22 protein-coding genes are annotated in these 25,855 nt (G+C 72.4%); 7 read left to right on the top strand and 15 right to left on the bottom strand.

Annotated features, from left to right (window positions below; all coding sequences use genetic code 11):
• Positions 1–11 precede the first annotated feature (11 nt).
• From ACIBH1_RS34755 to ACIBH1_RS34740, 4 genes are read right to left on the bottom strand one after another with little or no spacing between them, the layout of a single operon-like run.
• Complete coding sequence (locus tag ACIBH1_RS34755) at positions 12–1,061, bottom strand: leucine-rich repeat domain-containing protein (protein ID WP_397318239.1); 1,050 nt, start codon at positions 1,059–1,061, stop codon at positions 12–14.
• 10 nt (positions 1,062–1,071) lie between these two features.
• Positions 1,072–3,429 (bottom strand): aerobic carbon-monoxide dehydrogenase large subunit, encoded by a 2,358-nt coding sequence (cutA, locus tag ACIBH1_RS34750; protein WP_397318238.1) that lies wholly within the window; start codon positions 3,427–3,429, stop codon positions 1,072–1,074.
• Positions 3,426–3,953 (bottom strand): (2Fe-2S)-binding protein, encoded by a 528-nt coding sequence (locus ACIBH1_RS34745; RefSeq protein ID WP_397318237.1) that lies wholly within the window; start codon positions 3,951–3,953, stop codon positions 3,426–3,428. Before ACIBH1_RS34745 ends, cutA begins: the two co-directional genes overlap by 4 nt.
• A complete protein-coding gene (locus ACIBH1_RS34740; protein WP_397318236.1) occupies positions 3,950–4,801 on the bottom strand; it encodes an FAD binding domain-containing protein in 852 nt (283 codons plus the stop codon). Before ACIBH1_RS34740 ends, ACIBH1_RS34745 begins: the two co-directional genes overlap by 4 nt.
• Positions 4,802–4,920: 119 nt before the next feature.
• Between ACIBH1_RS34740 and ACIBH1_RS34735 the strand changes: the two genes are divergently transcribed.
• Positions 4,921–6,150, top strand: a complete 1,230-nt coding sequence (locus ACIBH1_RS34735; protein ID WP_397318235.1) for an RNA-guided endonuclease InsQ/TnpB family protein — start codon at positions 4,921–4,923, stop codon at positions 6,148–6,150.
• On the opposite strand, the gene ACIBH1_RS34730 is transcribed toward ACIBH1_RS34735, so the two are convergent.
• The 9 genes from ACIBH1_RS34730 to ACIBH1_RS34690 all read right to left on the bottom strand — a co-directional run bounded on the left by ACIBH1_RS34730 (position 6,133) and on the right by ACIBH1_RS34690 (position 15,149).
• On the bottom strand, positions 6,133–7,503 hold the full coding sequence (locus ACIBH1_RS34730; protein ID WP_397318234.1) for a uracil-xanthine permease family protein: 1,371 nt from the start codon (positions 7,501–7,503) through the stop codon (positions 6,133–6,135). The genes ACIBH1_RS34735 and ACIBH1_RS34730 overlap by 18 nt on opposite strands.
• A 146-nt stretch (positions 7,504–7,649) precedes the next feature.
• Positions 7,650–7,859 carry an RNA-binding S4 domain-containing protein gene (locus ACIBH1_RS34725; protein ID WP_397318233.1) on the bottom strand — a complete coding sequence of 70 codons (210 nt, stop codon included), beginning with the start codon at positions 7,857–7,859 and terminating at the stop codon, positions 7,650–7,652.
• Positions 7,860–7,868: 9 nt separating this feature from the next.
• On the bottom strand, positions 7,869–8,687 hold the full coding sequence (locus ACIBH1_RS34720; RefSeq protein WP_397318232.1) for a PIG-L deacetylase family protein: 819 nt from the start codon (positions 8,685–8,687) through the stop codon (positions 7,869–7,871).
• Complete coding sequence (locus tag ACIBH1_RS34715) at positions 8,684–9,715, bottom strand: sugar phosphate isomerase/epimerase family protein (protein WP_397318231.1); 1,032 nt, start codon at positions 9,713–9,715, stop codon at positions 8,684–8,686. The genes ACIBH1_RS34720 and ACIBH1_RS34715 overlap by 4 nt, the downstream gene beginning before the upstream one ends.
• Positions 9,712–10,635 (bottom strand): ABC transporter ATP-binding protein, encoded by a 924-nt coding sequence (locus ACIBH1_RS34710; protein WP_397318230.1) that lies wholly within the window; start codon positions 10,633–10,635, stop codon positions 9,712–9,714. The genes ACIBH1_RS34715 and ACIBH1_RS34710 overlap by 4 nt, the downstream gene beginning before the upstream one ends.
• A 65-nt stretch (positions 10,636–10,700) precedes the next feature.
• Positions 10,701–11,660 carry an ABC transporter ATP-binding protein gene (locus tag ACIBH1_RS34705; RefSeq protein WP_397318229.1) on the bottom strand — a complete coding sequence of 320 codons (960 nt, stop codon included), beginning with the start codon at positions 11,658–11,660 and terminating at the stop codon, positions 10,701–10,703.
• A complete protein-coding gene (locus ACIBH1_RS34700) occupies positions 11,653–12,495 on the bottom strand; it encodes an ABC transporter permease (protein ID WP_397318228.1) in 843 nt (280 codons plus the stop codon). The genes ACIBH1_RS34705 and ACIBH1_RS34700 overlap by 8 nt, the downstream gene beginning before the upstream one ends.
• Positions 12,496–12,501: 6 nt before the next feature.
• Positions 12,502–13,473 (bottom strand): ABC transporter permease, encoded by a 972-nt coding sequence (locus tag ACIBH1_RS34695; protein ID WP_397318227.1) that lies wholly within the window; start codon positions 13,471–13,473, stop codon positions 12,502–12,504.
• On the bottom strand, positions 13,470–15,149 hold the full coding sequence (locus ACIBH1_RS34690) for an ABC transporter substrate-binding protein (protein WP_397318226.1): 1,680 nt from the start codon (positions 15,147–15,149) through the stop codon (positions 13,470–13,472). The genes ACIBH1_RS34695 and ACIBH1_RS34690 overlap by 4 nt, the downstream gene beginning before the upstream one ends.
• A 136-nt stretch (positions 15,150–15,285) precedes the next feature.
• Here ACIBH1_RS34690 and ACIBH1_RS34685 point away from each other — a divergent pair, with 136 nt between their 5' ends.
• Positions 15,286–16,446 (top strand): ROK family protein, encoded by a 1,161-nt coding sequence (locus ACIBH1_RS34685; protein WP_397318225.1) that lies wholly within the window; start codon positions 15,286–15,288, stop codon positions 16,444–16,446.
• Positions 16,447–16,482: 36 nt separating this feature from the next.
• On the opposite strand, the gene ACIBH1_RS34680 is transcribed toward ACIBH1_RS34685, so the two are convergent.
• Positions 16,483–18,072, bottom strand: coding sequence for a PucR family transcriptional regulator (locus tag ACIBH1_RS34680; protein ID WP_397318224.1), 1,590 nt, complete (start codon positions 18,070–18,072; stop codon positions 16,483–16,485).
• Positions 18,073–18,181: 109 nt separating this feature from the next.
• Between ACIBH1_RS34680 and ACIBH1_RS34675 the strand changes: the two genes are divergently transcribed.
• Genes ACIBH1_RS34675 through ACIBH1_RS34660 form a run of 4 tightly spaced genes read left to right on the top strand, consistent with a single transcriptional unit; the run spans position 18,182 to position 24,230 of the window.
• Positions 18,182–19,066 carry a DUF2877 domain-containing protein gene (locus ACIBH1_RS34675; protein WP_397318223.1) on the top strand — a complete coding sequence of 295 codons (885 nt, stop codon included), beginning with the start codon at positions 18,182–18,184 and terminating at the stop codon, positions 19,064–19,066.
• A 49-nt stretch (positions 19,067–19,115) separates the two neighbouring features.
• Positions 19,116–20,462 (top strand): FdrA family protein, encoded by a 1,347-nt coding sequence (locus ACIBH1_RS34670; protein ID WP_397318222.1) that lies wholly within the window; start codon positions 19,116–19,118, stop codon positions 20,460–20,462.
• A complete protein-coding gene (locus tag ACIBH1_RS34665) occupies positions 20,459–21,838 on the top strand; it encodes a DUF1116 domain-containing protein (RefSeq protein WP_397318221.1) in 1,380 nt (459 codons plus the stop codon). The genes ACIBH1_RS34670 and ACIBH1_RS34665 overlap by 4 nt, the downstream gene beginning before the upstream one ends.
• A gap of 58 nt (positions 21,839–21,896) precedes the next feature.
• Positions 21,897–24,230, top strand: a complete 2,334-nt coding sequence (locus ACIBH1_RS34660; protein WP_397318220.1) for a protein kinase — start codon at positions 21,897–21,899, stop codon at positions 24,228–24,230.
• Here ACIBH1_RS34660 and ACIBH1_RS34655 read toward each other — a convergent pair.
• Entirely contained in the window at positions 24,194–24,991 is a 798-nt protein-coding gene (locus tag ACIBH1_RS34655; RefSeq protein WP_397318219.1) for an alpha/beta hydrolase family protein, read from the bottom strand. The two genes, ACIBH1_RS34660 and ACIBH1_RS34655, sit on opposite strands and share 37 nt — an antisense overlap.
• A gap of 70 nt (positions 24,992–25,061) precedes the next feature.
• Between ACIBH1_RS34655 and ACIBH1_RS34650 the strand changes: the two genes are divergently transcribed.
• The gene (locus tag ACIBH1_RS34650; protein ID WP_397318218.1) at positions 25,062–25,802 is read left to right on the top strand and encodes a TetR family transcriptional regulator; all 741 of its coding nucleotides are present in this window, start codon (positions 25,062–25,064) and stop codon (positions 25,800–25,802) included.
• The last annotated feature ends 53 nt before the right edge of the window (positions 25,803–25,855 follow it).

Genomic DNA, 25,855 nt, shown 5'->3' with positions numbered 1-25,855 from the left:
CCGAGCACGGTTCAGTCGAGCACGACCACTCCCCTGGCGCGCAACGCCGCGACGAGCGCGCGGCGGTCGTCGAGCTTGTTCCACCGCAGGTCGAGCCGCTCCAGCCCGGGCAGCTCCGCCAAACTCTCCGGCAGCGCCCTGAGCCGGTTGTTGCGCAGGTCGAGGTGGCGCAACCGGCGCAACTCCGACACCCATCCGGGCAGCTCGGCCAGCAGGTTGTCGCGCAGGTTCAGCTCGCGCAGCGCCCCCAGCCCGGCCAGCTCGGCCGGCAGCGAGGTCAGCCGGTTGCCGCGCACGTGCAGCTCGACCAGCCGCCGCAGCCCGCCGAGCGAGGGCGGCAGCGAGGTCAGCCGGTTACCGTCGGCACGCAGCTCGCGCAGGGCCGTCATGCCGCCGATCGTGGCGGGCAACGCGGTCAGCCGGTTGTCGCTGACGTTGAGGTAGGCCAGCCTGTCGAGCCCGCCCAGCGAGGCGGGCAGCTCGGTGAGGCGGTTGTCGCCCACGTAGAGGTAGTCGGTCAGGCCGAGCCGCCCGAGCTCCTCCGGCAGGCAGGCGAGCACGTTGTGGGCGACGTCCAGCATGCGCAGCGAGCGCAGCCCCTCGATGGCGGGCGGCAGGTCGGCGAGCTGGTTCTGGGCGAGGTTGAGCGACTCCAGCGAGGTCATGCGCCACAACGCGTCGGGGACGGCGGCCAGCCGGTTGCCGCCCAGCGAGAGATGCCTCAGCCGCTCCAGCGCGCCGAGGCGGGCGGGCACGGTGGAGATCGCGTTGCCGTACAGGAAGAGGACCTCCAGTCGCGGCGGGCAGTACGGCACGCCGGACAGCTCGTTGCCGTCTGCGTGCAGTGCCCTGAGCGCGGTGAGGTCGCCCACTTCGGCGGGCAGGGTGACGAACCGGTTGCCGTCGAGGCGAAGTTCCTCCAGGGCGGCCAGCTTGCCGATGGAGGACGGCAGCTCGGTGAGGTCGTTCCAGGCCACGTCGACGAGGCGCAGTTCGGGGTGGTCGGCCAGATCCTCGGGCAGCCGGGCCAGGCCGGCGCCCGGGGCGCGGAATTCGATCATGGAGTCGGTGTCACCCTTGCTCGCCGCGCAGGTGGAACAGCTCCGACGGTGAGATCGGCATGCGGTCGATCGCGATGCCCTCGGCGTCCTCGATCGCGCCGGCGATCACCGCCGACACCGGGATGACCCCGGCCTCGCCCGCCCCCTTGATCCCGAGCGGGTTGAGGGGCGACGGGGTCTCCAGGTGGGCGGTCTCCACGCGCGGCACCTCGGTGGCGTACGGCATGAGGAAGTCCATGAAGGAGGCGTTGAGCAGCTGGCCGTGCGCGTCGTAGACCATGCGCTCGTACAGCGCGCCGCCCACGCCCTGGGCGACGCCGCCGTGGATCTGCCCCTCGACGATCATCGGATTGATCAGCCGCCCGCAGTCGTGCACCACCGCGTAACGCAGGATCTCGACCTCCGCGGTGTCGGGATCGACCGCGACGATCGCGGCGTGCATGCCCGAGGCGAAGGTGGAGCGCACCGGCGAGTAGTAGTCGCGCCCCTCCAGCCCCGGCTCCTCGCCCTCGGCGACCGGCGGCAGGTCGGGCGAGGCCGTACCCGCGAACTGGGTGGCGCGCTTGGCCTCCTCGTCGAAGGCGTAGCGCAGCGGGTTGGCCAGCACGGCGACGGTGGCCAGCGGCACGGCCGCCCCGGGAGCGCCCTTGACGTGCACCACGCCCTCGGTGATCTCCAGGTCGTCGGCGGAGGCCTCCAGCGCGTCGGCCGCGATGCGCAGCGCCTTCTCGCGGACCTTGCGGCAGGCCAGCGCGATGGCGTTGCCGCTCATCACGGCGGCGCGCGAGGCGAAGGTGCCCACCGCGTAGCCGAAGCGCCGGGTGTCGCCGGTCACGACGCTGACCCGCTCGATCGGCACGCCCAGCTCGGTCGCGGCGATCTGCGCGAACACCGTCTCGTGCCCCTGGCCCTGGCTGGTCAGGCCGGTGGAGACGTGCACGCGGCCGTCGGAGGTGATCTGCACGTGGCCGCCTTCGTACGGCCCGACGCCGGTGCCCTCGACATAGCAGCCGATCCCGATGCCGACGCCCGGGCGGCGCTCGAAGGAGTCCCAGCCGATGAGCTCCTTCAGCATGCGCAACATCTCGGGGTAGTCGCCGCTGTCGTAGATCAGCGGGCGGCCGTCCTGGAAGACCATGCCCTGGTCGTAGGGGAAGTCGGCGGGCTGGATGAAGTTGCGCTCGCGGACCGCGGTGCGGTCGGCGCCCAGGTACTGGGCGATCTTGTCCATCGTGCGTTCCATGCAGAAAACGCCCTGCGGGCGCCCCGCGCCCCGGTACGGGGTGACCTGCACGGTGTTGGTGTAGATCGAGGAGAACTCCACCCGGTAGGAGCCCAGCTTGTACGGCCCGAGCAACTGCGTCGAGGTGATGATCGGCACGATGATCCCGTAGGGCGTGTAGGCGCCGTGGTCGTGCAGGATGGTCACCTCCAGCCCCTCGACCCGGCCGTCGTCGTCGAAGCCGACCCTTACGAAGTGCACCTGGCCGCGCTCGTGCGCGCTGGAGACGAAGTGCTCGCGCCGGTCCTCGGTCCACTTGACCTCGCGCCCGAGTGTCATCGCCGCCCACGGCACGAGGATCTCCTCGGGCCACGGGTGCACGATCTTCACCCCGAAGCCGCCGCCGACGTCGGGGGCGATCACCTCGACGTTGGGCAGGGGCAAGTCGAGCTTGGCCGCGATCGCCATGCGCACGCTGGTGGAGGTCTGCGTGCTGGAGTAGACGCGCAGGTCGGTGCCGTCCCACCGGGCGTAGACGCCGCGTCCCTCCAGGGGCATGGAGGCGCTGCGCTCGATGTCGAGCCGGAAGGCCAGGGTGTGCGCCGCCTGCTCGATCGCCTCGCGCGCCCCCCTGCCGTCGGCGGCGGGCACCTCCTGCACGAAGTGCGCGCCCAGATTGCCCGGCACGTCGTCGTGGACGAGCTGCGCGCCGTGCGCGGCCTCCTCGATGCCGACGACCGGCTTCAGCAGCTCGTAGTCGACCCTGATCAGGTCGCAGACGTCCTCGGCCAGGTAGCGGTCCTCCGCCACGACCATGACGACCGGCTCGCCCACGTGGCGGACGGTCTCCTTGGCCAGCGGGTAGGCGGTGCGGCCGTGGGTCAGCGCCGGATGCGGGATGAGCAGCGGCAGCGGCTGGGCGAGCCGGCCCGGCAGGTCCTCCCACGTGTAGATCGAGATGAGCCCCTCGGCGTCGAGCGCGGCGCTCACGTCGATGTCGCGGATGCGGGCGTGCGCGTGCGGCGAGCGCACGAACGCCACCGCCACCGCGCCCCGTCCCAGGTCGTCGAGGTAGCGTCCCTGCCCGGTGAGCAGCCGCGGGTCCTCCAGCCGCTGCACCTTCTCACCGAACAGCCGCGTCGTCATTCGGACTCCTCCGCCATCAGCTCCGCCGCCCGGTGCACGGCCTTGACGATGTTCTGGTAGCCGGTGCACCGGCACAGGTTGCCGGAGATGCCCTCGATGACGTCGTCGTCGGTGGGCGCGGGGTTGTCCCTGAGGAACGCGGTGACCGTGCACAGGAAGCCCGGCGTGCAGAAACCGCACTGCAGGCCGTGGCACTCGGCGAAGGCGCGCTGCACCGGCGACATGCCGCCGGGACCCGCCAGGCCCTCCACCGTGGTCAGCTCGCGGCCGTCGACGGTGACGGCGAAGGTCAGGCACGAGCGCACCGGCTCGCCGTCGAGCAGCACCGTGCAGCAACCGCACACGCCGTGCTCGCAGCCCACATGGGTGCCGGTCAGGCCCAGATCGTGGCGCAGCACGTCGGACAGCAGCCTGCGCGCCGGAACCCGCGCCTGGCGGGCCACCCCGTTGACCACCAGGGTGATCTCGTGCCGCTCCTCCTGGGTCACTGGCTGGGTCACTGGCTGGGTCACTGGCTCGGTCACTGGGCCGCCTCCCTGGCCGCGTCGGCGAACGCCCGCTCGGCCAGCACCCCGACCAGGTGCCGCCGGTAGGCCGCGCTCGCGTGGATGTCGCCCTCCGGATCGGTCCGCTCCTGTACGGCACGCGCCAGCTCGGCGGGCGTGCCGCCCTCCAGCTCGACCAGCAGGGGCGTCGCCGCCACGCCGATGCAGGCGGCCCTCGCGGCGGCGATGCGTCCGTCGCCGCCGAGAGTGACGACGGCGCATACCCCGGCCAGGGCGTAGTCGCCGTGCCGCCGCGCGAGCTCGTGGACGGCGAAGCCCGACCCCGGCGGGAGATCGGGGAAGAACGCGGACACGGCCAGCTCACCGGCACGCAGATCGGACTCCAGGGGGCCGACGAAGAAGTCGGCCGCCGCCACGTCACGCACCGCCGCCCCGTCAGCAGAAACGGACCCGTCGGCCTTGCGCGCCAGCCGAACGGACCCTCCCAGCACCGCGAGCACCGCGGGCAGCTCCGCCGCCGGGTCGGCGTGCACGAGGCTGCCGACGACCGTCCCGCGGTTACGGATCACCGGGTGTGCCACCAGCTTGAGCGCCCGCCGCAACGGCGCCGGCCCGGAACGCTCCACCCGCGAGTGCCGGGCCAGCGCCCCGATGCGCACCCCGCCCTGCTCGGCCACGACGGTGTCGAGCCCCGGCACCCGGTTGATGTCGATCACATGCGACGGGGAGGCCAGCCGCATGTTCATCAGCGGGATCAGGCTCTGGCCTCCGGCCAGCACCTTCCCATGCGCCCCCGCCCCGGCCAGCGCGTCGAGCGCCGAACCGAGGTCGAGGGGCGCGTGGTAGGTGAACGGGGGTGGTTTCACGGCGAATCCGCCATGAGAGAACCGGAGGCACTGGAGCTGTCCGGGCCGACAAGGAATCGATGACTCACGATAACCTTCGTTAGACGATTCGAACTGGTGCGCGAGTCCGGAGGTGCTCCGTGGCATTCCGCAGAAACGGTGCCAAGCAAGCCGGGCTCACCTCCATGGTGCAACTTCGCCTGTTCCCCACCACCGAGCAGTCCGTAGCGCTGGCAGCCGCGGCGAAGGTGGCGAACCAGGCGGCCAACGTGGTCTCGGTGCTGGCCTGGCGGCAGCAGTGTTTCGGCAGGGTGGCGCTGCACCGGCTGGCCTACCTGGCGGTCCGGGCCGAGGTGCGCGGCCTGGGCGCGCAGGCCGCCAATCTGGCGATCGCCCAGGTGCATGCCGCCTATGCCAATCGGCGCGCCACTCGCAAGCGCGCGCACGTGTTCCGTCCGCATGGCGCGGTGCCCTACGACGCGCGCATGCTGACCTTCAACCGCGCTGCCCGCACCGCCTCGCTGTGGACCCCGACCGGCCGCGTCCACATCGCCTACGCGGGTCGCGACGCCGATCGGCACGCGATCGACACGCTGCCCGTGGGAGAGGCGGATCTGGTGTTCCGCGGCGGAAAGTGGCTGCTGCAGGTCACCGTCACCCATCCCAAGCCCGAGGTGAACGAACCCGAAGCAGGGTTCCTCGGAGTGGACCAGGGCCTGGCCAATCTCGCCGTCACCTCCGACGGGGTGGTGCTGCCCGGCAAGGCGCTGCCAGGCACGATCGCCGGGAACGGGCACATCCGAGGCCTGCGCAGACGGCGGCACCGTCAGCGGCGTCGCCTGCAGCGGAAGGGCACGCCGTCGGCGCGGCGGGTGCTGCGCCGCCTGGCGGGCCGCGAACGCCGGATGATGACCGACGTCAACCATCAGATCTCGAGTCACGTGGTGCGCGAAGCCGAACGCACCGGCCGCGGTGTCGCCATGGAAGACCTCCGTGGCATCCGCGGCCGGGTAAGGGCTCACCGGTTCCAGCGGCGCACCCTGCACGGCTGGGCCTTCGCCCAGCAGGCCGCCTTCACCCGCTACAAGGCCGCGCTCGCGGGTGTGGCGTTCGTCCTGGTGGACGCCGCCTACACCAGCCAGTGCTGCCCCCGGTGCGGGTGCGTTTCGCGCAGGAATCGGCCGGCGCGCGGGCGGTTCGACTGCATCAGGTGTGGCCTCGCTGGGCACGCCGACCACATCGCGGCACTCAACATCGCCCGGCGCGGTGTCGAGGGCTGGGGGACAGTCAACTCCCCGCACGCTACCGGCCTCCCTTCTGCCAGACGGGACCGTGAGAGCAAGCCACCGGTGTCAGTCGGTGGTGGTTGACCCGGTGGACTCCCTGATCTCGGCGGGCCTTCGCGCGATCCAGCGCAGCAGGTGGTAGCCGCCCACGACGACGATGGTACCGAGCGCGATGCCCTCCAGGGTGAACTCTCCCGTGATCATGTGCTTGACCGGTCCGATGGCCAGGATGATGCCCGCGCCGATCGGGACCATGTTGACCGGATCGGCGAAGTCGACCCGGTTCTCGATCCAGATCTTCGCTCCCAGCAGGCCGATCATGCCGTACAGGATGACCGTGACGCCGCCGAGCACGCCTCCGGGCGTGGCGGCGACGAGCGCGCCGAACTTGGGGATGAGGCCGAAGGCGATCGCGATGACGCCGGCGATGTAGTAGGCGGCGGTGGAGTAGACCTTGGTGGCCGCCATGACGCCGATGTTCTCGGCGTAGGTGGTGGTGGGCGAGCCGCCGACGGCGCTGGTGACCACGGTGGCGACGCCGTCGGCGGCGACGGCGCGGCCGACGTAGGGGTCGACGTCGGTGCCGGTCATCTCGCCGACGGCCTTGACGTGGCCGATGTTCTCGGCGACGAGCGCGATGACGGCGGGCAGCACCAGGAGCACGGCGCTGAAGCGGAAGTCGGGGGCGTGGAAGTCGGGCAGGCCGAACCAGGGGGCGTCGGCGAGGCCGGAGAAGTTCACCCGCGGGTGGGTGTCGACGGCGCCGGTGCCGGCGTTGTAGGCGGTGATGTTGCCGAAGACCCGGTCGGCTCCCCACGACAGCACGAAGCCGAGGATGAGGCCGATCAGGATGCCGATGCGCCCGATGAAGCCCTTGAAGGCGACGATGACGACGAAGGTGATCAGCATGGTGACGAGGGCCATCCACTGGTCCTGCGGCCAGTAGACGTCGGCGACCACGAAGGCCAGGCCGAAGCCGATCAGCATGACCACCGCGCCGGTCACGACGGGCGGGAAGATCCGGTGGATGATCTGCACCCCGAGGAAGTGCACGGCCACACCGGCCAGCGCCAGGACGAGTCCGGCGACCAGGATGGCCCCGGTCACGATGGCGTCGGCCCCGGCGGTGTCGCCGCCGAACAGCGCCCTGATCGCCAGGACGCCGCCCACGAACGAGGCGCTGGTGCCCAGGTAGCTGGGCACCTTGCCCTTGACGATCAGCAGGAACAGGATCGTCGCCACGCCCGACATCATGATCGCGACGTTCGGGTCCAGCCCCATGACCAGGGGGAAGACGAATGTCGCGCCGAACATGGCGACCACGTGCTGGGCGCCGAACCCGATCATCCTCGGCCAGGTGAGCCGTTCGTCGGGCTTGACCACCTCGCCGGGGGCCAGGTGTCTTCCGTCACCGTGTTTGGTCCAACCCATAACCATGGAGCGCATCCCCTCTGGTCACTTCCGGCGTGCCGGTTGGCCCCCGAACTCGCGTTGTTGCGGGCACATTAGGCCTGATCGCGCCCGCCTACACCGGCATGATCTGCCAAATCTGGGACCGTGACCAGAGGTCACCTTGCGCACAGTCACGAAACGTGGATGCTGAACCCGTCGCCGCTGACCACGGAGCCGGAGCGCACCTTGCGGGTCTTGCGGAGCTCCACCTCACCGTCGACCGTGACGAGCCCTTCGGAGATCAGCTGCTTGGCCATGCCGCCGGTCTCGGTGACGCCGCAGTATTTGAGCAGGTCGCACAGGGGGATGAAGTCGGAGCTCAGCTCGAAGTCCAGGTCCACGGGTCAAGACTAGTCGCCCAGCATGGGCACCAGTTCCCGCAGCTCCTCGTCGCTGTAGGAGCGGTTGCCGCGGGCCAGGTGGAAGGTCTCGGCGAACTCGGCCCGCGTGTCGGGGCCGTACCACCTGGTCAGCGATTCGCGCATGGAGGCGTCGGCGTGGAAGTACTCGCTCCAGTACTTGAGGATGAACTCGCGCCTGCCCGCCCAGTCGCCGGGCACCTGCTCGCCCCAGCCGTTGGAGTGGGGGGCGAACTCGTAGAACTGGGTGGCGTGGGCGTCGCAGCCGAGCAGCTTGTCCTCCAGCACCTGGCCGATGTCGACGGCCAGGTCGTGGCGGTGCAGGTCGTGGGTGCCGTAGTCGACCATCTGCAGGTGCAGCGGGCGTCTGGCGAGGGGGGCGACCGTGGGCAGGATGTTGCCGAGGACGACGAACGGCAGGGCGTCGCGGACGGCGACGCCGGAGGCGCGGTTGTCGGGGTGGCCGCCGCCGTCGGCGTGGAAGCTGATGACGACGTCGGCGCGCCATTCGCGGATGCTGCGGATGACCGCCTGCCGTACCTCCAGGGTGGGGATGAGCGAGCCGTCGTCGATGTCGAGGATCTCGTACTGCGCCACGCCGAGCCGGTCGGCGGCGAGCGCGGCCTCGCGGGCCCGGCGGGCGACCAGGGTGGGGGCGTCGAGGACGTGGTGTCCGGCGGATCCGTTCGTCAGGGTCATGAACTTCACCGCGTGTCCCAGCCGGGCGTAGAGCGCGGCGGTGCCGCCCGCGTACTCCTCGGGCTCGTCGGGGTGGGCGGCGATGACGATGACGCGAAGCGTGCGCTTCATGAAGTGCTGTCCTCCAGGAGTGCGGTGAGGTGGTCGGCGGAGCGGCGGATGAACGCCTTCTCCCAGTCGGGTCCGAGCGGCGGCGCGTAGTAGGCGTCGGCGTCGGGGATGTGCCCGTCGCGCATGAGCCGTTCGCTCTCGACGGTCAGGCGCACGAGCTCCAGCACGTCCGCCATGGGCAGGTCGGGGTGGGCCCGCTGCCAGGCGGGAAGGAAGAGCTGGATGCCGTTGCGGTCGCGGCTGCCGGTGTTCTCGATGGTGAGGTTGACCCGCGGGTCGAGTTCCTTCAGTACGGCACGCAGGTCGATGACGCCGTCGCCGCAGGCGCGGATCTGGCGTTCCACGCCGTCGGGCGTGAAGTAGAGGACCAGATCGCGCAGGTGCGTCTGGTGGGTGTAGGGGGCGACGCGGCGGGCGGCGGCGACCGGGTCCTCGCCGCGCACGACCACGTTGGCCAGGTCCATGGTGATGCCGAGCACGTCGGGCCCGACGTCTTCGACGAGGGCGACGAGCTCGTGGGTGGTGATCTCCTCGTGGGTCTCGAGGTTGATGCGGCAGCCGAGGTCGCGCAGCATGGGCGCGGCGCGGTGGAGCAGGCGGCGGGTGGCCTCGAGCTGCTCGCTCCAGGTGACGTCGGTGCGGAAGCGGTCGATGGCGTGCAGGCCCCAGTCGTAGCGCTGGTAGTTGGCGGTGTCGGCCCACAGTTCCGTCATGCCGGCCGCGCGGGCGGCCTCGGCCATGCGGCGCAGCCCCAGCAGGTAGTCGCCCTCGCCGATCTCGCGGATCGTGGGCTCTTCGGAGGTGTTGAAGGGGTTGACCTTGCCGAGCCCGGTCTCCAGGTACAGCGCGTTGTCGTCGGCGATCTCGCGCAGGTGCTCGAGGTAGCCGGGGTCGAGGGTGGGCGACATCTCCAGGATCGTGCGGAAGAACACCCCGTCGTGGCCGAGGTCGGCGCACTCCCGGAGCAGCCCTTCCGGCCCGAGCTCGGCGGCTCGCGGGAACTTGCGCCCGCAGATGCCGATCTTCACTGGTTCTCCTTTCCCAGCGCGTGGCAGCGCGCCCAGTGGTCGTCGGCCACCCGGGTGACGGGCGGCATCGTGGTGCGGCATTCGTCGGTGACCAGCGGGCAGCGCGCGGTGAACGGGCAGCCTGCGGCCGGGCGCGGGCCGGTGGGCCGGGTCACGGCGCTCGAAACGGTGGCCGACGAGCCGCGCCGCGGGTTGGGCACGGCCGCCAGCAGCAGCCGTGTGTAGGGGTGGGCGGGCTCGCCGGTGAGCACGCGGGCAGGTCCGCCCTCGACGATGTGGCCGCCGTACATGACGAGCATGCGCCCGCCCAGGTAGCGGGCCGAGGCGACGTCGTGGGTGATGTAGAGGAAGGCGGTCTCCCGCTCGTCCCGCAGCCGTTCCATCAGGTTGAGGACGCCGATGCGGATGGAGACGTCGAGCATGGAGACCGGCTCGTCGGCGACGACGAGCAGCGGTTCGACGGCGAAGGCCCTGGCGATGGCGACGCGCTGGCGCTGGCCTCCCGACAGCTCGTGCGGGTGCCGTACGGCCAGCGACGGATCGAGCCCGACGGTCTGCAGCAGCGCGGCGACGGCCTCGGGCGCCTGCTTGCGCGTCGCGCGGCCGTGCAGCAGGAGCGGCCTGGTCAGGTGGTGGCCGATCGTCCTGGCGGGGTTGAGCGAGCCGAACGGGTCCTGGAAGACCATCTGGACCTTGGAGCGGTACTCCAGCTCCGGCACGGTGGCCGAGCCTTCGAGCAGGACCCGGCCGGTGGTCGGGGCGAGCAGGCGGGCGACCATGCGGGCGGTGGTCGACTTGCCGCTGCCGGACTCCCCCACCAGCGCGACGATCTCGCCGCGCTGCAGCGAGAAGGAGGCCTCCCGTACGGCGTGCGCGGAGCCGAACGTGCGGCCCAGGTCCTCGACTTCCAGCAGGCTCATGCGCCCTCCTTCGTCGGGCCCCTGAGCCGGGGCGCAGTGCTGATTGATTCGTTCGCTTCGCTCTCTCATGCGCCCACCTCCCAGCAGGCCGCCCGGTGGGCGGGGGCGATCTCGACGAACGGCGGGGTGTCGCGGCAGCGGTCGCCGGCCAGCGTGCAGCGGGCGGCGAAGCCGCATCCGGGTGGCGGGTCGATCAGCGACGGCGGGGAGCCGGGGATGCCGGTCAGGCGTTCGCCGTCGTCGTCGATGGAGGGGAAGGAGGCGAGCAGGCCGCGGGTGTAGGGGTGGGCCGCCGACTCCAGGATCGAGCGGGCGGGCGCCTGCTCGACGATCCGCCCGCCGTACATGATGGCGATGCGGTCGGCGACCTCGATGAGCAGCGAGATGTCGTGGGTGATGAACAGGACGGCGAAGCCGAGCCGTTCCCGCAGCGCGGTGATCTCCTCCATGATCTCCCGCTGGAGCACGACGTCGAGCGCGGTGGTCGGCTCGTCCATGATGACGAGCTTGGGCTCCAGGGCCAGCGCGATCGCCAGGGCGGCGCGCTGGCGCATACCGCCGGACAGCTCGTGCGGGTAGGAGCGCAGCCGCGCCGGGTCGATGCCGACCAGGGTGCACAGCTCGGCGGCGCGTTCCATGGCCCGCGCCCGGCTCAGGCCGGTGTGGGTGCGGATCACGTCGGCGAACTGCGCGCCCAGGCGCATGACGGGGTTGAGGGCGTTCATCGCGTTCTGGAAGACCATCGCGATCTCGCTCCACCTGATCGACCTGAGCCGGCGGTCGTCGAGCTCCAGGATGTCGCGTCCGCCGAGCCGTACCGTGCCGGAGGTGATGACGGCGGGGGCGCGCAGCAGGCGCGGGAGGGCCAGGGCGAGCGTGGACTTGCCGCAGCCCGACTCCCCTGCCAGGCCGAGCACCTCGCCCGGTGCGACCTCGAAGCTGACGCGGTCCACGGCGCGGGCGGCGCCGCGCGGGCCGCGGTACTCCACGGACAGGTCCTCGACGGTGAGCAGCGCGTCAGCCATGGCGCAGCACCTCCGTGGCGCGGCGGGCGCCGCCGGGGGCGCGCAGGCGCGGGTTGGTCGCCGCGTCGAGGGCGAAGTTGAGCAGCGCCAGCGAGCCCGCGGTCAGCGCGATCGCCAGGCCGGGCGAGACGAAGGTCCACCAGGCGCCCTGCAGCAGCGCCGAGTCGTTCTGGGCCCAGAAGAGCATGGTCCCCCACGAGGTCTGGCCGGCGTCGCCGAGTCCGAGGAACTCCAGCGCGGATCCGGCGGTCAGCGCGAAGACGACCTGGCCGCACAGGTAGGCGGCGATGACCGACCACAGGTTGGGCAGCAGTTCGGCGGCGATGACGCGCAGCGGGCGCTCGCCGGCGACCCTGGCGGCGGCGATGAAGTCGCGCTGGCGCAGGCTCAGGGCCTGGGCGCGGATCAGCCTGGCGCCGAACGCCCAGCCGGTGATGATCAGCACCAGGGCGATGGTGGCCGGTCCTGGCGGCAGGAAGGCGGCGAGCACGATGATCAGCGGCAGTCCTGGGACGGTCAGCACGATGTTGACCACCAGCGAGATCGCCTCGTCGGCCAGCCCGCCGAAGTAGGCGGCCAGCAGCCCGACCAGGACCGCGATCAGCGTGGTGCCCGCGCCCACGGACAGGGCCATGAGCAGCGAGCCGCGCCCGCCCCACACCAGCTGGGCGAAGACGTCCTGGCCCTGGCCGTTGGTGCCGAGCCAGTGCGCGGCCGAGGGCGCCTCGAAGGCTGCGGCTGTGGCGGCGGCCGGCCCGTCGGGGGCCAGCAGCGGCGCGGCGAGGCAGGCCAGTGCCAGCACGGCCAGTATCACGCCGCCTGCGGCGGATTTCATCGGCGATCACCTCACCCGGGGGTCGAGCAGCACGTAGGCGACGTCCACCAGCAGGTTGACGACGAGGATGGAGACCGTGATCAGCAGGAACAGCGCCTGCATCAGCGGATAGTCGTGGGTGGTCACGGCCTGGTAGAGCTGGTAGCCGAGGCCGGGGTAGGAGAAGACGACCTCGGTGAGCAGCTGGCCGGCGAAGACGTTGCCGATCGACAGGCCCAGCAGCGTGAAGGTGGGCAGGATCGCGTTGCGCGCGGCGTAGGCGCCGACCACCCGCGGGGTGCTCAGCCCCTTGGCCTCGGCCATCAGCAGGTAGTCCTCGTCGAGCACGCCGATCATGGTGTTGCGCATGTTCAGCACCCAGCCGCCGATCGAGACCAGCACCACGGTCCCGGCGGGCAGCACCAGGTGGGCCAGCACGTCGACGGCGAAGGCGGCGTTCAGGCCCGGCTCGACGTCGAAGCCGTAGGCCTGGCCGAGCGGCAGCAGCTGCCACTGCACGGCGAACAGGTACAACGCCAGCAACGCCATGAAGAAGTACGGGAACGACCCGGCGAACAGCGCGACGGGCGGGGCGATGGAGTCGAAACGGCTGCCGCGCCGCCAGGCCGCCACCGCGCCGATGACGCTGCCGATGGCGAAGCTCAGCAGCACCGAGACCAGTCCCAGCAGGAGCGACCAGCCGAATCCGGTGCCGATCACCTCGGTGACCGGAGTGGGGAACTGCGACAGCGACACGCCCAGCTCGCCCCTGAACAGGTGGCTCAGGTAGGTGGCGAACTGCTGCCAGAGCGGGGCGTCGACGAGCCCGTAGGCCTCGCGGATGGCCTGCAGGTCCTCGGCGGTGAGCTGGCCCGAGTAGGTGGCGACCAGGGTGGTGGCGGGGTCGCCCGGCATCAGCCGGGGCAGGAAGAAGTTGAGCGTGACCGCGACCGCCCCGGCCGCCAGGTAGAACAGCACCCGCCGGGGCAACCGGCTCAACGGGCCGCCTTCAGCTTGGGGTAGACGAGATAGGTGGTCGGGAAGAGCGGGTCGTTGGCCAGCGGCGCGTAGGCGTTGTCGGCGCTGGGGAAGCCGGTGTAGCGCTTGGTGACGAAGGCTCCCCAGTCGGGCTGCTCGTAGAGCGGGATGGTGGGCAGCTCGGCGACGTAGATGCGCTGCAGGTCGGCGGCGATGCGCTTCTGCTCGGCCTCGTCGCTGGTGGCGGCGAAGGCGGTGAGCAGCTTGTCGGCCTCGGCGTTGCCGTACCTGTGGAAGTTGTTGGTGGAGACCTCGCCGACCGGCTTGACCGTCGCGGTGGAGAGCATGTCGCGGAAGTAGCCGTACGGCGTCGCGCCGCGCTTGCCCGCGCCGAGGGTGAGCTGGAACTTTCCGCCGTAGACGGTGGAGGACCAGTTGTCGAAGCCCACGGTCTTGACGTTGGCGGTGATGCCCGCCTGGGCCAGGCTGGAGCTGACGATGCCGGCGACGGAGATCCAGTCGGTCCAGCCGGTCGGCACGATCAGGTCCCACGCGGCGGGCTTGCCGTCGGGGGTGGTGCGCTTGCCGTCGGCGCCCTTCTTGAAGCCCGCCGCGTCGAGGGCGGCGCCGGCGGCGGCCAGGTCGAACGTGACCGCCTTCTTGCCCTCGGCGAGCACCGACTCGTCGAGCCAGCCCGGGTAGGCCTGGGCGGGGATGCCCACGGCGTTGGCGACGTCGCTCTTGCCCCACAGCGCGATGTCGACCATGCGGGCGCGGTCGAGCGCCATGCTGAAGGCCTTGCGCACGGCGGGGTCGTCGAAGGGCTTGAGGGTGGTGTTGACGACCAGGTTGACGTCGGCGGTCCGCGGCCACCAGTAGTGGTGGTTCCTGGGGTCCTTGGCGACGAAGGTCTTGTCGGGGTCGGGCACGACCGCGCCCCAGTCGATCTGGCCGCTGAGCACGGCGGCGTTGATCTGGTCCTGGCCGGTGTAGCCGGAAAGGCGCAGGCCGGGGATCTCGACCTTCTGCCAGTACTTGTCGTTGCGCTTGAGCTCGTAGCCCTGCGGGCGGAAGGTCGACAGCACGAAGGGTCCGGTGCCGACAGGGTTCTGGTTGGTCTCGGTGACGGGGTCGGCCACCTTCTCCCAGATGTGCTTGGGCACGATGCGCTGGCTGACCAGGTCGTACAGCGCGGGGGTGATCGCCTCGCGCAGGGTGATGACGACCGTCTTGGCGTCGGGCGCGGTGACGGTGTCGACGTACTGCGCCAGCGGGGTGGCGGCCTCGCCGACCAGGCCCTTGTGGGTGCGCATCAGCTCCAGGGTGAACAGCACGTCGGCGGAGCCGAACGGGGTGCCGTCCGACCAGGTGACGCCCTCGCGCAGGGTGAGCGTGAGGGTCTTGTTGTCGGCCGACCAGGTGTGGCCGGTGGCGAGCGAGGGTTCGAGCTTGCCGGTGACGTGGTTCCAGATCATCAGCGGCTCGTAGAGGGCGTTGCGCGTGGCCCAGCGTGAGGTCGCGGCGAAGGGGTTGAAGTTGCGGGCGAGCGTGGCGCCCTGCTCGGCGATGATCGTCAGCAGCGGGCCGCTGCCGCCGGTCTGCGGCTTCTGGGTCTGGGTACTGCTGGCGCACCCGGCGAGCAGGAGCGCGCCGGTCGCGATCGCCAGAGTCCGCCGGGAGATCGAGTTGGGGGCCATCGGGTGCCTCCCCGGCACTTTCTAGTACGAACAGTTAGTTACTACTAGGTGCCGTGACGGTAGACCCGTTCCGCTTTCGACGTCAAGAAGTGGAACTCTTTCACTAACGAAGTGTTAGAGAGTTAGACTGCGGCGCATGCACGCGCTGCCGTCCGGGTCCCCCGGGGTCCTCCGCTCGCTCAACGAGCGCTCCGTCGTGGCCCACCTCGTGGACGCCGCGCCCCTCACCCGCGTCGACCTGGCCGACCGCACCGGGCTGGCGCTGCCCACCGTGAGCCGCGCCGTCGCCAACCTCGAACGCGCCGGCCTCGTCACCGCCGTCGGCCACGACACCTCGCGCAAGGGCCCCGCGGCCGCGCTCTACGACGTGCGGCCCGCCGACGGCGGCACCGGGCTGTCGGTCGTCATCTCCCCCGTGCGCCTGCAGGTCTCCCTGATCTCGCTGCGGGGCGAACGCCTGGCCCTGGTCGAGCGCGAGCCCGAGCCGCTGCCCGCGGGAGCACCCCTGGCCCAGCAGATCGCCGCCCTGGCCAGGCGCGCCTTCGCCCAGGCGGGCGGCGGCCCCGCGCAGGTCTGGCACACCGTGGTGGCGGTGCCCACCATCGTCGACGCGGCCGGCTACCTCCACCGCGACCTGCCCTCCCCGCTGCCCGACTTCCACCAGGACGCCGTCGACCGCATCCTGGCGATCACCGGCGGCGCCGGCACGGTCGAGAACGACATCAACCTGGCCGCGCTCGGCGAGGGCGCCAGGGGCGCGGCCCGCGGCCTGGAGCAATACGTCTACCTGTGGGTGGCGCGCAGCGTCGCGATGGGCATCGTGCTGGGCGGCCGGGTGCACCGCGGATCGCGGGGCGCGGCCGGAGAGATCTCCCGTATGCCGATCGGCGACGGCGACCCCGCCGACCCGGCGTTGTGGGAGTCGGGGCCGCTGCACCACGCCATCTCCGAGGCCGCGCTGCGCGAGCGCACCGGAATGGACGCCGAGGAGCTGTTCGCCGCCGCGGCGCGCGGCGAACGCGGCGCCGCGGAGCTGGTGGCCGGGCTGGCCAGGCACCTGGCCCGCGCCGTGGCCTCGGTGGTGCCGGTGCTCGACCCCGAGCTCGTCGTGCTCGGCGGCACCGTCGGCGGCCGACCCGAGCTGCTGGAGCCCCTGCGCGCCGAGCTGGCCACGCTGGCCCGCCTGGTCCCTCCCGTCACCCGCTCGGCGCTGGGCGAGGAGGCGGTGCTCATCGGCGCGGAGGAGGTCGCGCTGCGCTGCCTGCGCGAGGAGCTGTTCCAGCGGGTGGCCGGCTAGACGCGGGCCGCTCTCACGATCCAGGGCCCTCGCGCGTCAGATCCCGCGCATGCGCAGCACGTGCAGGGCCAGCGTCAGGTTGAGCCGCAGGTGGTGGTCGGCGGTGAAGTTGCCCAGCAGGCGCTCCAGCTTGCCGATGCGATAACGCAGCGTGTTGTAGTGGAAGTGCAGGCGCCGCGCGGTCTCGGCCACGTTGAGGTTGGTCTCCAGCAGCACCTGCAGTGTGCGGCGCAGGTCGGCGTTCTCCGCGTCGTCGTCGGAGGCCAGCGGCCCGAGCGTCTCGCGCACGAAGGCGTGAAGCTCGTCGGTGTCGCTCACCAGCGACAACAACCGGTAGACGCCGAGCTGGTCGAAGTGGGCGACGGCGGCGGGGCCGTGCAGCTGGCGGCCGACGCGCGCGGCCTTCAGCGCCTGCGCGTAGGCCTCCGGCAGAGCCTCCGGACGCGAGCACAGGCGCGAGGTGCCGGTCGAGAACGTCGCGGGCAGCGCGTCGGTGAAGGCGGTGGCGGCGTCGCGCGCCACCTTCGCGCAGTCGACGCCCGCGTCGAGCACGGCGACGACCTCGTTGGAGAACCCGGCCACCGCTCCGCGCGAGTCGTGGCGGCGCAGGGCCGCCGTCCAGGCGGTCACCAGGCGGTCCTGGGCGGTGCGCTCCTCGCCGAACAGGTCGAGCTCGGCCACCAGGACCGTCACCGGGCGCTCCAGGTCCCAGCCGAAGGCGCGGGCGCGGGCGGTGATGCGCTCGGCGCCGCCCGCCCGGCCGGTGAGCACGTCGCGCAGGAAGTCGGCGCGGTACTTCGACTCGACGGCGTTGACGGCGTCCTGGCGGGTGACGACCAGCGCGGCGACCGTGGCGGCACGTTCCAGAATGCCGACGTCGCTGTCGTGGATGGAGCCCGCGGGGCTGTGGGCGACGATGCGGCCGTGGTGGTGACCGCCGGCGACGACGGGGACCCAGGCGAAGGTGGGCGAGCTGCCGGCCGTACCGGCCAGGCGCGGGACGGCGGCGCGCAGGGCGGCGACGTGGTCGGCGGGACCGGCGGCGGCCAGCACCCGGCCCGAGCCGTCGACCGCGGCCACCGCCACGTCGAGCAGGCCGGAGACCTCGTTGGTGACCTCGTTGAGCCCGCCGCCCGCCAGCACGACCTGCACCAGCGCGCGGTGCGCCTCCTCCGCGCGCACCAGCACGGCGGCCTGGCGGTTGAGGATGTCGGTGAGCACCTGGTTGAGGATGTCGTCGAAGCCGACGTCGTTGGGGAGCAGGATGAGCGGGAAGCCGAGCCGGTCCGCCTGCTCGACCATCTCCTCGGGCAGCTCGTCGACGTAGCGGCCGAGCTTGATCGCCAGGGCGGCCAGCCCGCGCTCGTCGAGGTCGGCCACGAGCCTGCCCAGCGACTGCGGCGTGTTGCGCAGCGGATAGCCAGTGGTCAGCAGCAGCTCGTGCGGCTTGACCCAGGCCAGGATGTCGGGCACCTCCATGACGTTGAGCCGCTGCACGATGCGGCCCAGGCCGCTCTCCCCCGCGATCAGCTTGGCCTCGGCCAGGGTCGAGACGCCCAGGACCTCGCCGACGGAGACGCCGTGGATGATCGTGCCGGTGCTGGCCAGACGGACGGGGGGCTCCATGGGGCGATTGTGGCCTGTGAATCGTCTGTCAGGAAGAGCCCAAAGGTTAAGACTTTGTTGTCAGATTTCTCCGTACGGGGAGTAATCGGCGGCGTTCTACGTTCGTCCCGTGACTGTGACGGCCCAGAAGGGCGCCCCCCGACGGGTGCGCACTCCCGTGACCGGCGCGGCCAGTGCGGCGGTACGCCCCGTCCTGGAGGCACCGCGCCGGCCCGCACGAGTCCTGGCGGTCTTCCCGGCGGGCGCCTACCTCGAGGTCAGGACCGAACTCGAACCCTCGGTGATCGCCGTGATCACCGGCACCGCCACGCGCCTGCCCAACGCGCTCCTGCTGCCAGGACAGCTGCCGCACCTCACCGTCGGTGACGAGGCGATGGTCGGCGACGGCGCCGTCGAGCTGGGGCCGCTGTCCATGCGGGTGCGCCGATGGTGGGATCCCGCCCCGCACACGGGCCGCGTCGATCCCGTACGGCTGGAGCGGGCCCTGCCCGCCCTGGCCCCCGACGGCGGCGAGGGCCTGGCGGGCAATGGCAACATCGAGCTGCTCACCCGCGCCTGCCGCACGGGCTGGCTGCTGGGAGTCCTCACCGCGGCCGAACAACTCGTGGGGCTGGGCCCCGGGCTCACCCCGAGCGGCGACGACGTGCTGGCCGGGCTGCTGGTGACGCTGCGGCACATCGGCAAGTCCGCGGGCGTACGGCAGGCGGTCAGGGTGGGCGACTGGCTGGCCGCCACGGTGACGTACGACGCCCGCACCCGCACCACCCCCATCTCCGCCACCCTGCTGCACTGCGCCGCGCAGGGAGCGGCCAGCCCCGAGGTCTGCGGCGTGCTGCGCGCAGTGGCGGGACGCACCCCGCTGGAGCCCGCCCTGGCGCGGCTGCGGCGCCTGGGTCACACCTCGGGTTCCGACCTGGCGCAGGGCATCGCGATCGGGCTGGAGGCGGTTCTGGGCATGGCCGGGCGCGGCGGGCTGAGCGGGGAGGCCGCATGAGCGGGTCGCCGGCGGTTCCTGGCGGAGCCGAGCGCCGCGGGGTGGCCGCGTGAGCGAGCTGGTGGCCCTGCGACGGGGCATCTACCACGACTCGGTCAGCCTGATGCGGGTCAGCAAGGCCCTGTCGGACCTGCCGGGCGTGGAGGTCGCGATCGTCGCCATGGCCACCTCGCTCAACGTCGACCTCGCCCGCGACCTCGGCTTCGAGGTGCCCGCGTGCGAACCCTCCGACCTGCTGGTGGCGGTGCGCGCCCACGACCCGGCCGCCGCGGCCGCCGAGCTGGACCGGCTGCTGGACGCCCTGTCGCGCCAGTCGGCGGCCCAGGCGGCCGACCTGCCGCCGCGCACCACCCGCGCCGCCGCCCGCAGCGCGCCCGCCGGGCTGGCCCTGGTCTCCGTGCCGGGCGAGCACGCCTTCGCCGAGGCCCTCGACGCCCTGGAGGCCGGGCTCAACGTGATGATCTTCAGCGACGGGGTGAGCCTGGAGCAGGAGGTCCGACTCAAGGGGCTCGCCCGCGCCGCCGGGCTGCTGGTCATGGGCCCCGACTGCGGCACGGCCGTCATCGCCGGCGCCGGGCTGGGCTTCGCCAACGTGCTCAAGCCCGGCCCCGTCGGCGTGGTCGCCGCCTCCGGCACCGGCGCGCAACACGTCACCTGCCTGCTGGACCGGGCGGGCGTCGGGATCACCCACGTGCTCGGCGTCGGCGGACGCGACCTGTCGGCCGAGGTGGGCGGGCTGGCCACGGTCCAGGCGCTGCGCATGCTCGACGCCGACCCGGCCACCGAGCTGATCGTCCTGATCTCCAAGCCGCCGGACCCGTCGGCCTCCGCCATCGTCCAGGCCGCCGTCGCGGAGCTGTCCACGCCCGTGGTCCAGGCCATGCTCGGCGTCACCGACCTCACCTCGGCCACCGCCGAGGCGTTGCGCGTGCTCGGCCGCGCCGTACCGGAGTGGCCCTCCTGGGAGCCGGAAGCGGGCGGGCAGGCATCCGGCGGGCGGCTCCTGGGGCTCTTCTCCGGCGGCACCCTCTGCCAGGAGGCGCGGCTCGTCGCCGGGCACGGCGACTTCACCGACTTCGGCGACGACGCCTACACCAGGGGCAGAGCGCACCCGATGATCGACCCCTCGCTCCGGCTGGAGGCCCTGGACAAGGCCGAGGAGGGCGACACGGTCCTCATGGACGTCGTCCTCGGTCACGGCGCCGACCCCGATCCGGCCGCCGCCCTGGCGCCCGCGATCGCGGCCGTCCCGGCGCGGGTGGTGGTCTGCCTGGTCGGCACCGAGGGCGACCCGCAGGGCCTGGACGACCAGGTCTCCGCACTGACACGAGCCGGGGCGTGGGTGTTCACCTCCAACGCGGACGCGGCCAGGTTCGCAGGAGGTGGAGCGCGGTGAACAGCCTGCTCGACGGCGTCCCGAGGGTGATCACGGCGGGGGCGTCCCTGCTGGAGGAGTCGCTGCGCGCCCAGGCGGTCGAGACCGTCCCGGTGGCCTGGCGCCCGCCGCTGCCGGGCACCGAGGACGCGCTGGCCAGGGTGCTGGCCGATCCCCGGCGGCCCGAGGCCAACGCGCGGGCCGTGCAACGCCTGCTGGCCGCCCATCCGCAGCTGGTGGGCGTGGTGCGGGCCTCGGAGATCCTTCCCGAGCGCACCTTCCTGCACGCCGGGCCGCCGATCACGTGGGAACGGGCCTCAGGCCCGATGCGCGGGGCTCTCATCGGCGCGATGCTCCTCGAAGGGCACGCGGACGATCCCGAGCAGGCCGAGCGGCGGATCGGCACGATGACGCTCGACTCCTGCCACCACCATCGCACGGTCGGGCCGATGGCCGGGCTCGTCAGCCCGTCGATGTGGCTGTTCGAGGTGCGCGACGCCGTGCACGGCGGCACCGCCTACTGCTCGCTCAACGAGGGACTGGGCAAGGTGCTGAGGTACGGCGCCTACGGCCCCGAGGTGCTCGACCGGCTGCGCTGGATGGACCAGGTGCTCGGCCCGGCGCTGCGCGACGCGCTGCTCAGGGCCGGACCGATCGACCTGCGTGCCCTGATCGCGCAGGCGCTCCAGATGGGCGACGAGCTGCACAACCGCAACCGGGCGGCCACCAGCCTGCTCCTGCGCGAGCTGGCGCCCGCGATCGTGGAGGCCGCGCCCGCGCACGCCGCAGAGGTGCTGCGCTTCATCAACGGCAACGACCACTTCTTCCTCAACGCGGGAATGGCCGCGGGCAAGGTCTGCACCGACGCCGCCCGCGACGTGCCGGGCTCCAGCCTGGTCGTGGCGATGGCGCGCAACGGCACGGACTTCGGCGTGCAGCTTTCGGGGCTGGGCGAGCGGTGGTTCACCGGCCCCGCCGGGGTGCCCGACGGGCTCTACCTGGGCGCGTACGGCCCCGGCGACGCCAATCCCGACATCGGCGACTCCACGATCACCGAGACGAGCGGGCTGGGCGGCTTCGCGATGGCCGCGGCCCCGGCGATCGTGCGCTTCGTCGGCGGTGAGGTGGCCGACGCGGTCAACGCCACCCGGTCGATGTACGAGATCACGCTCGCCGAGCATCCCGTCTACCAGATACCTGGGCTGGGTTTCCGGGGCACGCCGATCGGAATAGACGTCACCTTGATCGCGAGAACGGGCATCCTCCCGGTGGTGAACACGGGCATCGCCGGACGGGTCGCCGGCACCGGGCAAGTCGGTGCTGGCCTGGTCAAACCACCCGTCGAGGCCTTCACCGCGGCGCTCACGGCACTGGCGAATTCGATTAGTCCCCAATAGAGGGGCAACTTTCGCATTACACGGCAATGCCGTTATTGTGGCCAACCATTGACGATTCATGCGGAGAAATGGGGGGCCCGAGATGTCGGCCGACCGCATGCTCAGCGGGCAGGACTCCCAGGGTCACGCCTCGAGCCAGGGTCGCCTCGTCGGCAACCGCTACCGGCTCATGTCTCCCGTCGGCCGGGGCGGCATGGGCATGGTCTGGCACGCCCACGACGTCCTGCTCGACCGTGACGTCGCCGTCAAGGAACTGCTGCTGCCCTACGGGCTCGACCACGCGGGCAAGCAGGTCGCCCACCGCCGCATGCTGCGCGAGGCGCGCTCGGCCGCGCGGCTGACCCACCCCGGCATCGTCACCGTCCACGACGTCGTCGAGGAGGACGGCCGGCCCTGGATCGTCATGGAGCTGGTGCGCGCCTGGTCGCTGGAGCAGGCCGTACGGCAGAGCGGCCCGCTGCCCGTCATCCAGGCGGCCGAGATCGGCGTCCGCGTCCTCGACGCCCTGCGCCACGCCCACGCCGCGAGCATCCTGCACCGCGACATCAAGCCCGGCAACGTGCTGCTCACCACCGACCGGGTGGTGCTCACCGACTTCGGCATCGCCGCCATCGAGGGCGACGTCACCATCACCCAGACCGGGCTGCTCATGGGCTCGCCCGCCTACATCCCGCCGGAGCGGCTCTCCGGCCAGCCCATCGGGCAGTCGGCCGACCTGTGGTCCTTCGGCGCCACGCTGTACGCCGCCGTCGAGGGGCGGCCGCCGTTCGAGGGGCCCGACGCCATCGCCGTGCTCGGCGCCGTGCTCACCCAGGAGCCGATCAGACCCCAGCGGGCCGGAGCGCTGATGCCGGTCATCGAGGGGCTGCTGCGCAAGAACCCCGCCGAACGGCTGCCGGCCGCCCAGGTGGCCGAGATGCTGGAGCGGGTGCTGCGCTCGCACGGGTCGCACGGCTCGCGGGGCGGGCGCGACGCCATCCCGACCGCCGCCGACTCCACGCCCATCGGGCTGCTGCCGCCGCTGGAGCAGCCGTCGGGGCCGCTGCCCTCGCGCATCATCGAGACGCCCTCCGGGCCGGTGCGCGTGCCGTACGACCCGAACGCGGTGCAGGGATTCGACCCGCTGGCGAGCCCGTCGTCCGAGCAGCACACCGATCGGCTGACCGGGTACGACGCCTTCCGCAGCGCCTCGGGTCCCGTGCCCGCGCCGCCTGCCGCCTCCGGGCCGGTGCCGTACGAGGCGCTGCGCAGCCCGTCGGGGCCGGTGCCGTACGAGGGGCTGGGCGGCCCGTCCGGGCCCGTGCCGTACGAAGCCCTGCGCAGCCCGTCGGGACCCGTGCCGTACGAGGCGCTGCGCAGCCCGTCCGGGCCGGTGCCGTACGAAGCCCTCCGCAGCCCGTCCGGGCCCGTGCCGTTCGAGGCTTTCGGCAGCCCGTCCGGGCCCGTGCCCCGCGAGGCACCGGCCGGCCCGACCGGACCCCAGCGCGGGCCCGAGCCTCGCCAGCCCGACCCCTACGAGGAGCTGCGCAACCTGTCGGGGCCGCAGCCCGCCGCTTCCAAGCCGCAGCCGATCCTGCCGCTCACCACGAGCAGCAGCACCACCGGCGGCCGGACGACGGGCGGCACGCCGTGGCCGCTCGCCTCCTCCGACGACCTGGCCGCGCACTCGCGCGACCTGACCCGCGACGCCGAGTCCGCCGTCACCCACACCGGCGGCCAGCAGCGCGTCGGCAGCCGCCGGCGCGCCGAGGAGCCGCCGCCCAGCGGCAACGGCTGGATGCGCGAGGGCAGGCCCACGCCGCGCCTGATGCTGGCGGGCGGGGGCGCGCTGGCCGCGGTCGTGCTCGCCGTTGTGATCATCGCGACGGGCGGCGACTCCGGCGGCCAGAACACCGCGAGCCCGTCGGCCTCCGCCAGCGAAACGGTCACCGAGCAGCAGGGTCCCCTGCCCACCGACGTGCCCGACGGCTACAAGGAGCACTCCCAGGGCGGCTTCGCGGCGGCCGTGCCCACCGCCTGGAAGGTGAGCGCCTCGGGCGGCGAGACCGTCTTCACCGGGCCCAAGGACTCCGGGATGAAGATCACGGTCCGCTCCGGCCCCGCCGAGAACGACGGCGGCCTGGCCAAGCTCACCGCCGAAGAGCGCGCGGGCGGCGTCGACGACTACATCCAGGTGCAGCTGCAGGAGATCGACTTCCGCGGGTGGAAGGCGGCCGACTGGGAGTACACCTACAAGCTGCCCAACGGGGTGCCCATGCACGCCCTGGCGCGCTACGTGTCGGTGAACGACAGCAAGGGCTTCAAGATCGTGTTCACCATGTCGGACCTGCACTGGGACGACCAGGCGGAGCTGCGTCAGGTGTTCCTGGACACGTTCGGCCCGAGGAGCTGACCGAGGGCGCGGTCCAGGAACGCCCGGACCGCACCGATCAGCTCGGCCCGGTGGTCCGACAGGGCGTGGTCGGTCGGCCACTCGTGCCGCTCCGCCCAGCCGTACGGCTCCAGCAGGGGCCGGTGGTGCTCGCCCACCGGGGCGACCGTGTCGCGTGAGGCGCCGATCAGCAGCACCGGGCGCCCGTCCAGCGCGGGGGCCAGCGCGGCCAGGCTCCAGCCGTGCGCCTCGATCTCCTCGACCAGGGCCGCCCCGCTGGTTCCGCGCAGGGGCAGCAGGTCGCCGCCGAAGAAGTCCTCGTAGTGCTCGCGCCGCGCCTGGTCCAGGGGCAGCGGGAGGGTGCCGAAGTCGAAGGCCGCGATCGACACCACCGCGCGCACGCCGGGGTCCTCGGCCGCGGCGTTGAGCGCGGCGAACGCGCCGAAGCTGTGCCCGACCACCGCGAGCCGCCCGGGGTCCAGGTTGTGTCGCCCCGCGAAGCCCTCCTCCCGTACGGCACGCGTCACGCGCAGGGCGTCCTGCAGCGCGTTGTTCCAGCTCCAGGTGCCGCCGACGCCCCAGGATCCGCGGTAGTGGAAGACCAGGGCGGCGTAGCCGTGGCTGCGCAGGGCCTGGGCGAGGTCGCCGTTGCGCTCGTTGCCGGGGAAGCCGTGCATGATCACCACGATCGGGTGCGGGCCGGGCCCCGCGGGCAGGTGGAGCACGCCGAGCAGCTGCTCGCCGCCGCTCTCGATGGTGATGGAGGGGGTGGTGGCCGTCATGGTCGCCTCTCTTCAATGGAACCGATCGGTACCATAACAGGCCTCCGAACCGGGCGGTACCATCTATGGCGTGCCAGTCAGCAAGGGAAGCCCACTCGATCCCGCCCGCACCCGCGCCGCGGTCCTGCACCGCGCGACCGAGATCTTCTACGCGCGCGGCCTCGACGGGATCGGCGTGGCCGAGCTCTGCTCCACCATGGGGATCTCCAAGGAGACGCTCTACCGGCACTTCGGGTCCAAGGAAGGGCTCATCGAGGCCGTCCTGGTGGAGCGCAGCGAGCGGGTCACGCGGTGGTTGTCGGAGGCGGCCGAGGCGGCGGGGGGCGACCCGCGGGCGCGGCTGGGGGCGGTCTTCGACGCCCTGGCCTCGTGGCACGCGGAGCCGGGGTTCCGCGGCTGCGCGATCCTCAACGCCGCCACCCAGCACCACGGCCACCAGGCGGCAGTGGGCGGACACCAGGGCGTGAGGAGCCCCGCCGAGGCGGTGGTGGGCGGGCACCACGGTGTGAGGAGCCCTGCCGAGGCGGCAGTGGGCGGGCACCACGGCGCGAAGAACCCCGCCGCGACGGCGGCCGGGCCGCACGGCGCTCCCCGGGAGGTGGCGGCGCGGCACCTGGAGCGGCGGCTGGCCCTGCTCACCGACATCGCGCGCGGCGCCGGAGCGGCCCAGCCCGAGGTGCTGGGACGCCAGTTCCTCATGCTGGTCACCGGGGCGACCATCGTGGCCGACCACCACCCCGGCACCCCCGACGCCGCCCGCCACGCCCGCGCCGCCGCCCTCGCCCTGCTCGACGCGGCCGCCCGCCCCTGACCCACCGCTGACCCTTGCCGCCCCGACCCTGGCCGCCCCCGACCCTGGCCGCC

It is taken from the genome of Nonomuraea sp. NPDC050663 (assembly GCF_044456985.1).
Lineage (GTDB): Bacteria > Actinomycetota > Actinomycetes > Streptosporangiales > Streptosporangiaceae > Nonomuraea.
Note: the sequence above shows the minus strand (reverse complement) of the source record. Positions and strands in the feature narration are given on the sequence as shown.

Bases quoted from the DNA above. Each gene is read 5' to 3' on its own strand.
- ACIBH1_RS34700 (WP_397318228.1), bottom strand. From the start codon at position 12,495: ATGAAATCCGCCGCAGGCGGCGTGATACTGGCCGTGCTGGCACTGGCC.
- ACIBH1_RS34690 (WP_397318226.1), bottom strand. From the start codon at position 15,149: ATGGCCCCCAACTCGATCTCCCGGCGGACTCTGGCGATCGCGACCGGC.
- ACIBH1_RS34685 (WP_397318225.1), top strand. From the start codon at position 15,286: ATGCACGCGCTGCCGTCCGGGTCCCCCGGGGTCCTCCGCTCGCTCAAC.
- ACIBH1_RS34680 (WP_397318224.1), bottom strand. From the start codon at position 18,072: ATGGAGCCCCCCGTCCGTCTGGCCAGCACCGGCACGATCATCCACGGC.
- ACIBH1_RS34730 (WP_397318234.1), bottom strand. From the start codon at position 7,503: ATGGTTATGGGTTGGACCAAACACGGTGACGGAAGACACCTGGCCCCC.
- ACIBH1_RS34755 (WP_397318239.1), bottom strand. From the start codon at position 1,061: ATGATCGAATTCCGCGCCCCGGGCGCCGGCCTGGCCCGGCTGCCCGAG.
- ACIBH1_RS34720 (WP_397318232.1), bottom strand. From the start codon at position 8,687: ATGAAGCGCACGCTTCGCGTCATCGTCATCGCCGCCCACCCCGACGAG.
- ACIBH1_RS34655 (WP_397318219.1), bottom strand. From the start codon at position 24,991: ATGACGGCCACCACCCCCTCCATCACCATCGAGAGCGGCGGCGAGCAG.
- ACIBH1_RS34705 (WP_397318229.1), bottom strand. From the start codon at position 11,660: ATGGCTGACGCGCTGCTCACCGTCGAGGACCTGTCCGTGGAGTACCGC.
- ACIBH1_RS34710 (WP_397318230.1), bottom strand. From the start codon at position 10,635: ATGAGCCTGCTGGAAGTCGAGGACCTGGGCCGCACGTTCGGCTCCGCG.
- ACIBH1_RS34660 (WP_397318220.1), top strand. From the start codon at position 21,897: ATGCGGAGAAATGGGGGGCCCGAGATGTCGGCCGACCGCATGCTCAGC.
- cutA (WP_397318238.1), bottom strand. From the start codon at position 3,429: ATGACGACGCGGCTGTTCGGTGAGAAGGTGCAGCGGCTGGAGGACCCG.